The organism is Rhizobium sp. Rhizsp42 (genome assembly GCF_047304155.1).
Taxonomy (GTDB): Bacteria; Pseudomonadota; Alphaproteobacteria; order Rhizobiales; family Rhizobiaceae; genus Rhizobium.
The window spans coordinates 1-12,149 of sequence record NZ_JBGLYS010000066.1 but is presented as its reverse complement, the minus strand read 5'-3'; the positions used below and the strand labels follow the sequence as shown (position 1 = coordinate 12,149).

The 12,149-nt window shown below is 62.4% G+C and carries 14 protein-coding genes and 1 pseudogene; 8 read left to right on the top strand and 7 right to left on the bottom strand.

All coding sequences use genetic code 11. From position 1 onward, the window contains the following. The first annotated feature begins 106 nt into the window (after positions 1–106). Together ACCD05_RS30735 and ACCD05_RS30730 are read left to right on the top strand one after the other, a co-directional pair. Positions 107–1,396, top strand: a complete 1,290-nt coding sequence (locus ACCD05_RS30735; protein ID WP_113235692.1) for an HlyD family type I secretion periplasmic adaptor subunit — start codon at positions 107–109, stop codon at positions 1,394–1,396. A gap of 2 nt (positions 1,397–1,398) precedes the next feature. After that, complete coding sequence (locus ACCD05_RS30730; RefSeq protein ID WP_111564419.1) at positions 1,399–2,058, top strand: ribbon-helix-helix domain-containing protein; 660 nt, start codon at positions 1,399–1,401, stop codon at positions 2,056–2,058. A 6-nt stretch (positions 2,059–2,064) separates the two neighbouring features. Here the strand turns inward: ACCD05_RS30730 and ACCD05_RS30725 are convergent, their stop codons facing one another. The 3 genes from ACCD05_RS30725 to ACCD05_RS30715 all read right to left on the bottom strand — a co-directional run bounded on the left by ACCD05_RS30725 (position 2,065) and on the right by ACCD05_RS30715 (position 3,289). Next, entirely contained in the window at positions 2,065–2,457 is a 393-nt protein-coding gene (locus tag ACCD05_RS30725) for a GFA family protein (RefSeq protein WP_413397386.1), read from the bottom strand. Positions 2,458–2,538: 81 nt separating this feature from the next. Further along, positions 2,539–2,991 (bottom strand): hypothetical protein, encoded by a 453-nt coding sequence (locus tag ACCD05_RS30720; RefSeq protein ID WP_413397384.1) that lies wholly within the window; start codon positions 2,989–2,991, stop codon positions 2,539–2,541. 4 nt (positions 2,992–2,995) lie between these two features. Then, positions 2,996–3,289 carry a type II toxin-antitoxin system Phd/YefM family antitoxin gene (locus ACCD05_RS30715; RefSeq protein WP_156144785.1) on the bottom strand — a complete coding sequence of 98 codons (294 nt, stop codon included), beginning with the start codon at positions 3,287–3,289 and terminating at the stop codon, positions 2,996–2,998. A 166-nt stretch (positions 3,290–3,455) separates the two neighbouring features. Here ACCD05_RS30715 and ACCD05_RS30710 point away from each other — a divergent pair, with 166 nt between their 5' ends. Together ACCD05_RS30710 and ACCD05_RS30705 are read left to right on the top strand one after the other, a co-directional pair. Beyond that, positions 3,456–3,779: an ArsR/SmtB family transcription factor gene (locus ACCD05_RS30710; RefSeq protein WP_047507735.1), complete on the top strand. Its 324-nt coding sequence runs from the start codon at positions 3,456–3,458 to the stop codon at positions 3,777–3,779. A 4-nt stretch (positions 3,780–3,783) separates the two neighbouring features. Next, positions 3,784–4,212 carry an SRPBCC family protein gene (locus ACCD05_RS30705; protein WP_413397381.1) on the top strand — a complete coding sequence of 143 codons (429 nt, stop codon included), beginning with the start codon at positions 3,784–3,786 and terminating at the stop codon, positions 4,210–4,212. 118 nt (positions 4,213–4,330) lie between these two features. Here ACCD05_RS30705 and ACCD05_RS30700 read toward each other — a convergent pair whose 3' ends face one another. Continuing rightward, a complete protein-coding gene (locus ACCD05_RS30700; RefSeq protein ID WP_413397380.1) occupies positions 4,331–5,128 on the bottom strand; it encodes a transglutaminase-like cysteine peptidase in 798 nt (265 codons plus the stop codon). 413 nt (positions 5,129–5,541) lie between these two features. Here ACCD05_RS30700 and ACCD05_RS30695 point away from each other — a divergent pair, with 413 nt between their 5' ends. From ACCD05_RS30695 to ACCD05_RS30685, 3 genes and pseudogenes are all read left to right on the top strand, one after another. Further along, positions 5,542–6,774, top strand: coding sequence for an ABC transporter substrate-binding protein (locus ACCD05_RS30695; protein ID WP_413397378.1), 1,233 nt, complete (start codon positions 5,542–5,544; stop codon positions 6,772–6,774). A 173-nt stretch (positions 6,775–6,947) separates the two neighbouring features. Next, positions 6,948–7,073, top strand: a pseudogene (locus tag ACCD05_RS30690) (YccF domain-containing protein); the annotation flags it as partial. Continuing rightward, positions 7,059–7,379 (top strand): YccF domain-containing protein, encoded by a 321-nt coding sequence (locus ACCD05_RS30685; RefSeq protein ID WP_413397389.1) that lies wholly within the window; start codon positions 7,059–7,061, stop codon positions 7,377–7,379. The pseudogene ACCD05_RS30690 and the gene ACCD05_RS30685, both read left to right, overlap by 15 nt. Before the next feature lie 84 nt (positions 7,380–7,463). Here the strand turns inward: ACCD05_RS30685 and ACCD05_RS30680 are convergent, their stop codons facing one another. From ACCD05_RS30680 to ACCD05_RS30670, 3 genes are all read right to left on the bottom strand, one after another. Beyond that, on the bottom strand, positions 7,464–8,990 hold the full coding sequence (locus ACCD05_RS30680) for an ABC-F family ATP-binding cassette domain-containing protein (protein WP_413397376.1): 1,527 nt from the start codon (positions 8,988–8,990) through the stop codon (positions 7,464–7,466). Between the two features lie 295 nt (positions 8,991–9,285). Further along, positions 9,286–9,672: a hypothetical protein gene (locus ACCD05_RS30675; protein WP_413397374.1), complete on the bottom strand. Its 387-nt coding sequence runs from the start codon at positions 9,670–9,672 to the stop codon at positions 9,286–9,288. Between the two features lie 34 nt (positions 9,673–9,706). After that, positions 9,707–11,263 (bottom strand): helicase HerA-like C-terminal domain-containing protein, encoded by a 1,557-nt coding sequence (locus ACCD05_RS30670; protein WP_413397372.1) that lies wholly within the window; start codon positions 11,261–11,263, stop codon positions 9,707–9,709. A 244-nt stretch (positions 11,264–11,507) separates the two neighbouring features. On the opposite strand from ACCD05_RS30670, the gene ACCD05_RS30665 reads away from it, so the two are divergent. Beyond that, positions 11,508–11,903 carry a hypothetical protein gene (locus ACCD05_RS30665; protein WP_111564431.1) on the top strand — a complete coding sequence of 132 codons (396 nt, stop codon included), beginning with the start codon at positions 11,508–11,510 and terminating at the stop codon, positions 11,901–11,903. Positions 11,904–12,149 lie beyond the last annotated feature (246 nt).

The window sequence follows — 12,149 nt, the reverse complement described above, 5'->3', positions numbered from 1 at the left end:
CGCGCCGGTTGCACCCGATGCCGGTAGCCTCGGTTGCAACCGGCGCGCCTGTCGGCCCGGCGACGGCCGCAAATGTCACGCCGATCGTGCCGGGGGTTAAGCTGTCATGAAGAACAAGCACGACAACCCGCCCTTTCTCGCCCGCGCCATTCTCGGCCTTGTGGCGCTCGTCATCGCCAGTTTCGTTGCCTGGGCGGCGATCGCCAAGATCAATGAGATCGCCCGCGGCGAAGGCAAGGTCATTCCCGTCTCGAAGACGCAGATCATCCAGTCGTCCGAGCCCGGCGTCGTCCAGCAGATCGCCGTCGTTCTCGGCCAGGTCGTGCGCAAGGGGCAGCTGCTGGTCCAGCTCGACAACACCACCACCACCTCGACACTCGGAGAATCGGTTGCCAAGGCCCGCGCGCTCGGCGCCAAGGTGGCGCGCCTGAAGCTCGAAGAAGAGGGCAAGTACGACGAGCCCTACAATTGCCCTGAGGATATTCTGGCCGTCGCCAAGGAAGTCTGCGCCAACGAGGCCCAGCTTTTCGCCGCCGATCGCGCCAGCTACACCAACAAGCTCGGCGTGCTGAAAGAGCGCGTCCGCCAGCGCGAAAACGAACTCAGCGAGGCGCACGCCAATATCGACCGCCTGACGCAGAACATCGACGGCGCCCAGCGCCAGTACGACCTGATCAGCCCGCTCGCCAAGAAGAAGCTGGTCGCCGAGACCGAAGTGCTGAAGACCGAGCGCGACCTCACCGATCAGCAGGGCCAGCTCAAGGTCTATCAGGAAAGCATCGATCGCCTTCAGGCCGCCGTGCAGGAAGCAAAACTGCAGCTCGGCGATCTCGCTCTCGAACTGCGCCAGCAGGCGCTGACGGATAAGGCGCAGGCGCTGGCCGAGCTCTCCGTCGTCGACGAAACCGTGCGTGGCGCATCCGATCGCGTCAAGCGCACCGATATCCGCTCGCCTGTTGATGGCATCGTCAACACGCTCGAGGTCAACACCATCGGCGCCTATGTCGATCCTGGCCGCGTCATCGCCGGCATCGTTCCGACGGCCGATACGCTGCTCGTCGAAGCCAAGATCTCGCCGCGCGACGTCGCCTTCATCCGCCGTGGCCAGCCGGCCATCGTCAAGATCACGGCTTATGATTTCTCGATCTTCGGCGGCCTCGAAGGTATCGTCGAAAACATCTCGGCCGACAGTCTGGTGGAGAAGGAAAAGGGCGAGACCTACTATCTCGTGCAGGTCAAGACCGACAAGTCGGAGCTCGCGCGCGACGGCAAGACCTATCCGATCATCCCGGGCATGGTTGCCTCGGTTGAGATCATGACCGGCAGCAAGACCGTGCTCAGCTATCTCATGAAGCCGATCAACAAGGCGCGCACCGAAGCGCTGACGGAGCGCTGACCATGCTGATCGTCAAGCCCGGAATTCAAGACGCAACCGATCTCGAACCATCAGACGAGCAACTGCCCGCGATCGATGCCGAAGAGATCGAGCCGCGTTTCCGGGCCGTGGCCGGTCGTGGCGGCGAGCGTCGCGGCATCCGGCTGGAGCGCATCTATTGGGACGGCCTCAGCCGCATGTCGGCCTCCGGCAAGATGTCGACCGCCGATCTCGTGCACTACACCGCCTCGCAGATGCCGGAATCCGGCAATCTCGCTTCGCTGTTGCGCGTCCTCAGCCTCAAATGGGCGCTGCGCCGGCTGGATACGGTCGAGGACATCTCCTCGCTCGCCAATGTCAACGCCATCATCCAGGCCTCGCCGTCGCCGGCGATCCTTTTGACGCATGAAAAGAAGGTGCAGCTCTTCAACGACGCCTTCTTGTCGATGCTGCGCCAGCGCCTGCCGCTCGGCGATCTCGCGCAGCTGACCAAGAGCCTGCGTTTCTCGATCGACACCCAGATCGAGGAAGCTATCGCCACCCTGTCGCGAAACAAGGGCAAGACGCTGGCGACAGGCTTTACCATCACCGTCGGTACCCAGACCATGAAAGGCCAGATCAACTTGGCGCTGGCGCCGACGCACGAAAAGTCGATGCTGATCGGCTACATCTCCCGCTACTGATCCATCTTAATCCTCGGAACGCCCCGCCGCATCCCGGTCGCGCTCGTACCGATGCTTCAACGGAAACGCCGGAAGCCACCCCTCGCGGCGGATGGTCCACAGCTCATAGGTCGGCTGAAACTGATCCTTCTGATCAAGCGACCCAAGATTGACCTCGACCTCATCGCCGCTCCGCCCAAACACCGGCGACCCACAGCGCGGACAGAAGAACCGCCCATTATACTCCCCCGTCTCTCCCTCGACCCGCACCGCATCCTCGGGAAAGATCGCAGACGCATGAAACAGCGCCCCATGATGCTTGCGGCAATCCATGCAATGACAGATGCCGACCCGATAGGGCGCACCGGATACAGTCAAACGAACGCGGCCGCAGAGGCATCCTCCGGTAATTTCGCTCATTGCGTCTCTCCTCCGTCAGCGAATTCTGGAAGCCAAACGGCGTCGCCGCGCAAAAGTTCGCAATCATGCTGTAAGCCTTGGCTACAAGGTTCTCTTCGTCAGCCTCATGCGATCGAGCCTGTAGCTCTCATGGAAATGGTTCTTGACCAGATTGAACCAGTCTTCAGGCAATGCGCCGAGCACGCAGGTGTCTTCGACGATCCGGCGCTGGGATATCCATTGCGCCGGGCGCAGATCCGGACCGGGCCAGACGAAAGCGTTGACCTCGTCGGTGTAGATCCATTGCGGTTTGGCATCGAGCCCGATGTGATCACGCAATTTCGCGGGCACCTCGAGCGCCCTGCGGCCTTCGGGTGGGCGCATATGGGAAATGCCGAGCGCATAGACGAATGTCGACCCGAGTTCGTCGCGCGTCGATAGGATCAGCGCGGTCGGATAAACCTTCTCGCCGTCCTGCCGCGTCCTGGCCTTGCTGGCCCACAGATATTCGTAGGCGACGACATGACCGATGGGCGGCAGGGCGGGGATTTTCATCGCGTCATCGCTTCAGCCTGGGTGAAACATCATCCTCGTCGATATCTGGCAGGTCATCCAGATTGTAAGGCGTGTCGGTCTCCACGCGCGCCTGCATGATCAGGTCCACTTCGCTTTCCGAAAGCGCGCCCACGGGAAGCGAAACCCTGAAACGATCCCAAAGCTGATGAAACATCTCCGCCGAGACGAGATAGGCGGTCGGCCTGCCGTATTTGGTGATCTCGACCGGTGCCTGTTGGACCTTGTCGTGCCACTCGCCAAAATTCTTCTGAAACTCCGAAGCAGGGACACGCGGCATGCTGGCCTCCATTTTCCGTAACATGCACAACATACACAAAATCCGGCCATTTCTCAAATGCCGCGAAAGTTTCAGGGGAGGGCACGTTTCACCTCTATAAAGATATTCATCCATGTGGTTGACTATCGCTTGGATATGGATATATTCAACCATATGGGTGAATGAAATGGATGAAGACGCACTGTCACGGATATTGAAGGCCGCGGGGGATACCACGCGGCGGCAGATCCTGACGCTCCTCGTGCAAGAGGGGCCTCTCAGGGTGACGGGGCTCGCTGCTCATTTCGACATGTCCCTGAATTCCGTCTCCAAGCACATCAAGGTTCTGGAGGAGGCAGGGCTGGTCACCCGGCGTACTTTGGGCCGCGAGCATTTCATTGCCGCGGAGCTTGAACCGCTGAGACTGACGGAAGACTGGTTCGCGCAACTGAAGTCGATATGGGAGCTGCGCCTGACGGCGTTGGAAGAGTTACTCGTTTCAAAGGAGTGAAGTAATGTCCGAACTTGAACTGACGGTAAGCCGCAAGATCGCCGCCTCGCGCGAGAAGATTTTCAACGCCTGGCTCTCGCCAACAGCACTGGCAAAATTCATGAAGACGCCATCGGGCAATTTCGACGCCCGAGATGTCACTACCGATCCGGTCAAGGGCGGCCGCTTCATGATCGTGATGGTCACTTCAGAGCGCGAGATCCCGCATTCCGGCACCTATCTCGAAGTCGATCCCTATTCGCGCCTGTCCTTCACCTGGGAATCCCCGCACTCGCTGGATGACAGCGTCGTCACCATCGATCTCAAGGAGATCGGCCCTGACGCAACCGAGCTGACGCTGAGGCAGGTGAAGTTCCGTAGCGAAGGCGCCCGTGACGGTCACATCCAGGGCTGGACCTCGATCCTCGGCGAACTCGACAAATATCTCGGCTAAGTCAGGGGACCGACATGAAAAAGCCGCCGGCAATGCAGCGCCGGCGGCTCCATTTCGCCTCGGTATCGAAGCTGGATGCGAGAGGAGGCCAGCCCCGGCCCTCGCCATTGCCTTCAGATCAGAAGGCAACACCTTCGCCAGGCGCGACCTTTTCGATCGGCATGGCAGATGCCATCTGGCTGCCGCCAACGCGCGAGCCGTGCAGGTAGCCCTTGCCGCCGGCGATCGAATAGAGCGGCATGTAATCGGGCAGGCGGCTGTCGGCCAGAACCTCGTCGCGCATGTTGTCGAGAATATAGTGGTTGCCGCCGGCCGAGACCGAGAGAACGGCGTGGTAGAAATGGCGCTTCTGGTCGAAGAGAACGACGATCGCCATATCCTTCAGGTCGACGCCTTCGGCATTGAGTGCCGCCATCTTCAGGATCGCGAAATCTTCGCAATCGCCCTGCTGGCGCTTCAGCGTCTCGGAAGGCGTCGCCCAGTAATCGGCGACCTTGTAGGTGTCGATGTCGCGGGCGTAGCGGATCGTGTGGTTGATCGTGGTGTTGATCGTGTTCATCTTGTCGCGCAGCGATGCCTGCGAGGTCTTGGCGAACGATGCCTTGACCGCCGTGACGGCCTCAGTGCACTTGCCCGCGCCGCAGGAAATGGCGGTGCCGCTGGTCATTTCGTCCAGCGAAGGCGCCAGCCGCTTCAGGGCTGCCAGGCGCTTGAAGGGAATTGCCACCGATCCGAACACGCCGCCATCATCGGGCCGCGCGGCGATCGAGGGGCGGGTTGCCGGCTTCACGGATGCGGTGGTGTCGGGGCTGAACGCGGCGGCCGCAACCGGCGCCGGCGTCTTCGGGGTCGCGAGATCGATCGAGCCGAAAGCCTGTGCGAGACCGCGTCCGGCAAGCGTGACGAGGCGCGCCATGCCACCGACGCTGACGGCGCTTGCCGCCTGCTCGGCGATGCTTGCCGAAATATAGCTGGAGTAAGATGCGCCGTATGCTTCTGTATTATAAAGAACAGAGGCAGATGCGTTATTGTAAGAAAAAGAAGAAAATGCCGAAAGAAATGCGATAAAAGCGATTTTGTTTGTTTTTGTTCTTTTGGTCACGGGACTTAATTTCTCCACTTGTTGGGAGAAATGTACCGATCAGCCATAAATATCGGGTTTGGAAGCGTGGATAACTTAGGACGAAGTTATCCGCTCAAAAAAGCTGAAAATTTTAGCTTTTCCGTCAACCAAGTTTGGGGGAAGGGTTTGCTTTCGCCAAATGCCTATGCAGATATGAGGCCGCGAAATGGCCGCTACAGACGGCCTGACAGGGTTTGGGGGAAGCAGTGATCGTTAAGGGCAGGGATGAGGCGCGTGGCGCGCATGGTTTACGCGGCGTCCTTCGCGCAGCCCGCAAGGGCGCGCAAGCCGCACGATCGCTCCTGCTTCTCGCCGTCGTGCTCTCCTGCGGCGCACTTGCCGCCTGCCAGTCCGATGTCGATGGCATCGCCAGGAACGTCAAGACCAACGACATCAAGCCGCCATCGAGCGACGTCGAGGAAAGCTTCGGCGAAAACGGTGCTGAGATCACCTTGCTGATGCAGAAGGGCTCGAACGGGCTCTTCGAAGGCCCGTCACGCGATGTCAGGGATGCCGCAGCGCTCGGCATCGGCGAACTCGGCGCCAACCAGGCCTTCGTCAAGGTGATCGACGTCGCAAGCCCCGCTGCGGCATCCGCCGCCGTCTCCGCCGCCAAGTCCAGAAGCTCGGCGATCCTCATCAGCTACCTGCCGCCGGCGACCACGGCGGCCGTCGCCGCCATGCCCTCCGACCAGCGCCCGCCGCTCCTCAATCTCGGCCAGCCCGTGCCGGCAACATCAGGCAATGTCTACAATCTCGCATCGAGCGAGACCGACAGCGCGCTGGAAGGCCTGCGCACAGCCGCCGCCAGCGGCCACAAGAAGGTGGCCGTTTTCGCACAGCGGGATCTCCCGCAAACTGCCGATCTCAGGCTGGCGGACGCCATCCGCGCCTCGGGCGGCACCTTTCTTGGTATCACCAGATATGACCTGACGGATGCGGCGGCCGCAGCCGCCGTGCAGACGGCCAAGCCGCAGCTGCAGCAGGCCGATACGGTCCTCATCCTCGGCCGCACGGCGATCACCACCACCATCGAAGGGGCGATCAAGGCCGGCGGCCAGAGCAATCTCAATTTCGTCGGCACCAGCGCCTGGCCGCCGCAGACCTATCGCGAACCGACCGCCAACGGCACGCTGATCGCCATGGTCGAGCCCGAGGCCACCTCGCTGATCTCGGAGCGCTACCAACGCCACTACAAGCGCCCGCTCTCGGCCGATGCCGCCTATGGCTATGACGCCATCGCCATCGCGTCGGGCATCATCCGCACCAAGGGTCCGACGGGCCTCAACGCCGAGACGCTGACCAGCAAGGTCGGCTTCCGCGGCGTCACCGGCCTCTTCCGCCTGTCGCCATCGGGCCAGGTCGAGCGCCGCTTGAGCCTCTACGCCATCGGCGGCGGCAAGCTCAACGTGCTGGCGCAGGCGCCGGCCTCGTTCTGAAGCGAGCAAACATTTCCCCTGACAGCACTTCGCCTTTGCCTGCAAAGGGCAAGTTCGGCGTGAATTGTAGATGTAAATTCTTCGCGCACAGATTGACGGCGGCGCGATGTATTGCTCATCTAGTCTTATAGATATGAGGGGATTTCATCATGCGTACTGGCGCAAATTTTCTATGGTTCATACTCGGCGGATGGGCATTGGCACTGATGTGGTGGTTTGCCGCCGCACTGATGACTATTTCAATTATCGGCTTGCCGTGGGCGCGCGCCTGCTGGGAGATCGGCTTGCTCAGCCTGTGGCCCTTCGGACGGGATGTCGTATCGCATGCCGAACTCACCGGCAAAAGCAGCGCCGGGCTGACACTATTTCGATTGATCGCAAACATCATCTGGCTGCCATTCGGCGCCATCCTGGCGATCTCTCATGTGCTGCATGGCTGCCTGATGTTCGTGACGATCATCGGCATTCCGCTCGGCCTCCAGGACTTCAAGCTTGCGGGCATCTCGCTGTTTCCCGTTGGCAAACGCGTGGTCACCAAGGAACTCATGGCCGCGGCACGCTCCGCCAATGCACAGGCACAGCTGGCGGCCCTTCGGCAGGGCTGATCGCGATCGATCAACGTTGCTGGCCGGGGCGGCAGAAATCACCGCCGCCCGGCCTCGCTATGACCTAAGCCAACGGCCGCCCGATCAGGCAGCCGTCGCGGCAGCGGCGAAGAAGCCTTCCGGGCTCTCCACTTCCACCAGCCTCTTGCCGTCGATCTGCCAGAAGCGGTTGCCGACGTTGCGGATGAAGTCGCGGTCGTGCGAGACAAGCAGGCAGCTTGCCTGCTGCGCCATCAATTCGCTCTCCAGCGCCTCCTGGCCCTCGATGTCGAGATGGTTGGTCGGTTCGTCCAGCAGGTAGAGGTTCGGATTGGTCAGCCGCAGCGCCAGCATCCCGAGCCGTGCCTTCTGCCCGCCCGAGAGGCGGCCGATCGGCTTGCCCTGCATCTCGATCGTCATGCCGGCGCCGGCAAGCAGCGCGCGGGCTCTCGCGTCGCCGACATCGAAGCGCCTGAGGATCATCCGCATCGGCGTTTCCTCGTCGATCAGCTCGTTCAGCGCCTGGTCGCCATAGCCGAGAACCAGCGACGGCGTCGCCTTGATGCCCTCGACAGTACCTTCGGCCTCCAGGATCGCGTGGCGCAGCATCGTCACCATCCGGCTCTTGCCCATGCCATTGGCGCCCAGCAGAACGATGCGGTCGCCCTGGCAGATGAACTGCTTGCCGGTCTTGAAGAGCGGCGTGCCGTCTGGCCTTGCCACGATCGCATCGTCCAGCGTCACCAGCACCTTGGCGTGCGTGCCGCGGTTGGCAAGCCGGATCGCGCCCGAGGAGCGCTCCAGATGCGCGGGCTTGGCCGCATCCTCCAGCTTTTCCGCCCGCTGCTTCAGCTGCTTGGTCTTGACGACGAGCAGGTCGCTGCCGGAGTTGATGCCGATATTGTTGAGCTTGGCGGCCTGCTGGCGCAGCTTCTCCGCCGTCTTCATGTCGCGCTGGTAGCGCCGCTCGTCGGCCGCGTCGCTGTCGTCGAGCGCTGCCCGCGCTTGCGAATAGGGCAGCGAAAACAACGCTGACTGCTCGGGCCTCAGAAACAGCGTCCGGTTCGTCGTGGCGTCGAGAAAGGCGCGGTCGTGGCTGGAGATGATGACGGGCATGTCGCGCGGCAGGGCGTTCAGCCAGTCCTCCAGCCGGGCGATCTTGCCGAGGTCGAGATGGTTGGTCGGCTCGTCGAGCAGAAGCACGTCCGGCTCGGTGACGGAGACGCGCGCCAGCATCGCCAGCCGCTGCCAGCCGCCGCTGAGCTGCCCCACCGGCCGCTCGCGCATCTCGTCGGGCACATCGAGGCCGGCAAGCACCATGTCGACCCGCCAGCTCTCGTTGAGCTGCTGGTCCTCGGGTAGCGCCTTCAGCACCGCCTCGTGCAATGGCAGAGAAAGAAGGGCAGGCGGCACGTCCTGTTCGACATGGCCGATGGTGAGCCCGCGCGAGCGGGTGACGTCGCCCTCGCTCGGCTCTATCGCGCCGGACAGGCAGCGCAGCAGCGTGGACTTGCCGCGCCCGTTTGCGGCGACAAGACCGATGCGGTCGCCGGCGCCGATCGCAAGCGTGAGGTTGGCAAACAGCGGCTTGCCAAGGGTGATGCCGAGATTGCGGATATGGATTGTCGTCATGATCTTGCTCTGGTCTTGCGAGCAGGCACAGGCGCGTCGCGGGCATCAGCCTTCATCGCGCGCGTATGCTCAAGCTCGGGGGATCTAGAAACATGCAGGCGAGCATAGGCTCACGGCTGCAGTGCCACGAGGGGCGGACCAGGAAGAGGGTGTCGAGAAACGGTCTCTGGTCAGCCCTGCAAACGCATTTGCAGGGCGTTGACGGGGCCACGCTGGCGATTGAATCGGAAATGTATCGTCACGCGCAACCCTCCTTTCTCAAGTATCCCAGCGATAGCATTCCCGCCGCGAAAACTCAACCGTGATGCTCATGCACCGTGATCAGGAAGATCGCATCGGCCTCGATCGCCTTCAGGATCACGCCGCCGTCGCTGCGATAGATCTGCAACTCCGAAAGCACGCCCGCGGCCGAAAACAGGATGATATCGACAAGCGGCCCGTAGGGATCGGCGATCTCCTTGTCGTCGAAATAGCCCGACGCGACGGGATGCGCCGGCAGGTCGGCGGGCCAATCTGTCCTATCGCGCAGGCGAAGGCGCAGCGAGCCGGATGCGTCGATCTCGGCGGCGCGGTAGTGGTCGCAGTCCCAGGCTGGCGGCACCTCGCCGCGCGCGGCGTGTCGCGCCAGCCGCTGGATGATCTGCTTTTCTGCGGGGTTCAACTCTCTCCAAATCAACGTCACGCGGTCGCTTCCGAATAGAGTTGAGGGATCAGGGTTATCGTTTCAGGCTGCCGAGAATGCCGCGCACCAGCGCCCGCCCGACCTGGGTCGCCACGGTGCGTGCCACGCTCTTCATCGCCGCTTCCACCACCGTCTCGCGCTGGTAGCCGCCTGAGCGGGGGCGGCCTTGCGCCTGTTTCTCGTCCTTGTCGTCGTCGCCGAAGCCCGGCAACGTCCAGCGGCCGGACGCGCTTCCCTCGGTCGGCTGTGTCGGCTGCGCCTGCTTGGCGGCATCGGAATCGGATGCCTTCTGCGCCCGCGCCGCCAGGATCTCGAAGGCGGATTCGCGGTCGACATCCTCGTCGTAGACGCCGAGAACCGGGCTCTTGTCCATCACCTGCTGGCGTTCTGCATCCGTCAGCGGCCCGACGCGGCCGGATGGCGGCCGCACCAGCGTGCGCTCGACGATCGATGGCGCGCCCTTGGCCTCCAGCGTCGACACCAGCGCCTCGCCGGTTCCAAGCGTGGTGATCACGGTGGCGCAGTCGAAGGCCGGGTTGGGACGGAATGTATCGGCGGCCGTCTTCACCGCCTTCTGCTCGCGCGGCGTATAGGCGCGCAGCGCGTGCTGCACCCGGTTGCCGAGCTGCGCCAGCACCGTCTCCGGCACGTCGAGCGGGTTCTGCGTGACGAAATAGACGCCGACGCCCTTGGAGCGGATCAGGCGCACCACCTGCTCGACACGCTCGACGAGCACCTTCGGCGCGTCGTTGAAGAGCAGATGCGCCTCGTCGAAGAAGAACACCAGCTTCGGCTTCTCCGGATCGCCCACTTCGGGCAGCTCCTCGAAGAGCTCCGACAGCAGCCAGAGGAGGAAGGTCGCGTAGAGACGCGGGTTCATCATCAGCTTGTCGGCGGCGAGCACCGAGATGTTCCCGTAGCCGCGATTGTCTATGCGCATGATATCGGTGATCTTCAGCGCCGGTTCGCCGAAGAAATGCTCGGCGCCCTGCTGCTCGAGCACCAGGAGCGCGCGCTGGATCGAGCCGACGGAGGCCTTGGAGATCAGCCCGTACTGGCTGGAAAGCTCGGTGGCGTTCTCGCCCATGTAGTTGAGCAGCGCGGAGAAATCCTTGAGGTCGAGCAGCGGCAGGCCGCCCTTGTCGGCGATCTTGAAGGCAATGTTGATCACGCCTTCCTGCGGCTCCGACGCATCCATCAGTCGGGCGAGCAGGAGAGGGCCCATCTCGGCGATGGTGGTGCGCACCCGGTGGCCCTTCTCGCCGAACAGGTCCCAGAAGATGACAGGGAACTGGTCCGCCTCGTAATCGTCAAAGCCGATCTGCTCGGCCCGCTTGGTCATCCAGTCCTGCGGCTGGCCCTTCATGGCGATACCCGAAAGATCGCCCTTGATATCGGCGCAGAAGACCGGAACGCCATCCCTCGCGAAGCCTTCGGCCAGCACCTGCAGCGTCACCGTCTTGCCGGTGCCGGTGGCGCCGGTCACCAGTCCGTGGCGGTTGCCGTATTTGAGTTCCAGATATTCGGGGGTGTTGATACTGTCATCAGGGTTGCGGCTGGTACCGATGTAGATCTTGCCATCCTCGAGCATGCGAAAGGTCTCCCTGCCGGCGACGGACGCCGATTGCGTCAAAATGCGGAGAGCATAATCCGCATGTTCATTGTAATATGCTTCGACTGTTATAAGCAGGGACCGCAATGCCGACAACTGTCTGCATTAAAAGGAAAACTGGGATAAGCGCCAATCTTGGTCCGCTCTCCCGCCGGATGCCTTGAGTTGCCACTCGAAGTCGATTAACGTTGACGTTAACGTCAATAAAACCAGGAGGATGACGATGAATGAAATCGTGGATCAGATAGCCGCACGGGTCGGCATTCCGGCCGAAGTGGCCGAAAAGGCGCTCGGCATGATGCTTGGCTTTCTCCAGCGCGAAGCGGCCGACGGCCCGGTCGCCCGGATGATCGAAGCCATTCCGGGCGCCTCCGATCTGGTTGCCCAGTATAACGGCGCCGGCGAAACCGGCGGCGGCGGCCTTCTCGGCAGCATCATGGGCGCGCTCGGCGGCGGCGGCATCATGGCGCTCGGCCAGCAGCTGATGTCCGAAGGTCTCGGCATGGGCGAGATCACATCGCTCGCCAAGGAAACCCTTTCAATTGCCGAACAGCACGCCGGCAAGGAAGTCGTCGACGAGGTCGTCGCCTCGGTGCCGGGGCTCAGCCAGTTCGTTTGATCGGATTGGGATGATGGATAATGCAGCGGGCGGATTTTCCGCCCGTTTTGCTATGGGGTGGGTGGTGAGGTGGGCGTTGTGCCACGCGGCCCCCTCATCCGCCTGCCGGCACCTTCTCCCCGTTGGGGAGAAGAGATTCGGGGTGGCCGCTCGCTCCTTCTTCCCTTCGCCCCAACGGGAGCCGTTGCAAAATCTCACCGTTGTGATTCTCTGTCTTAGCGATGAGCGGAGATGATGCGATGTCGG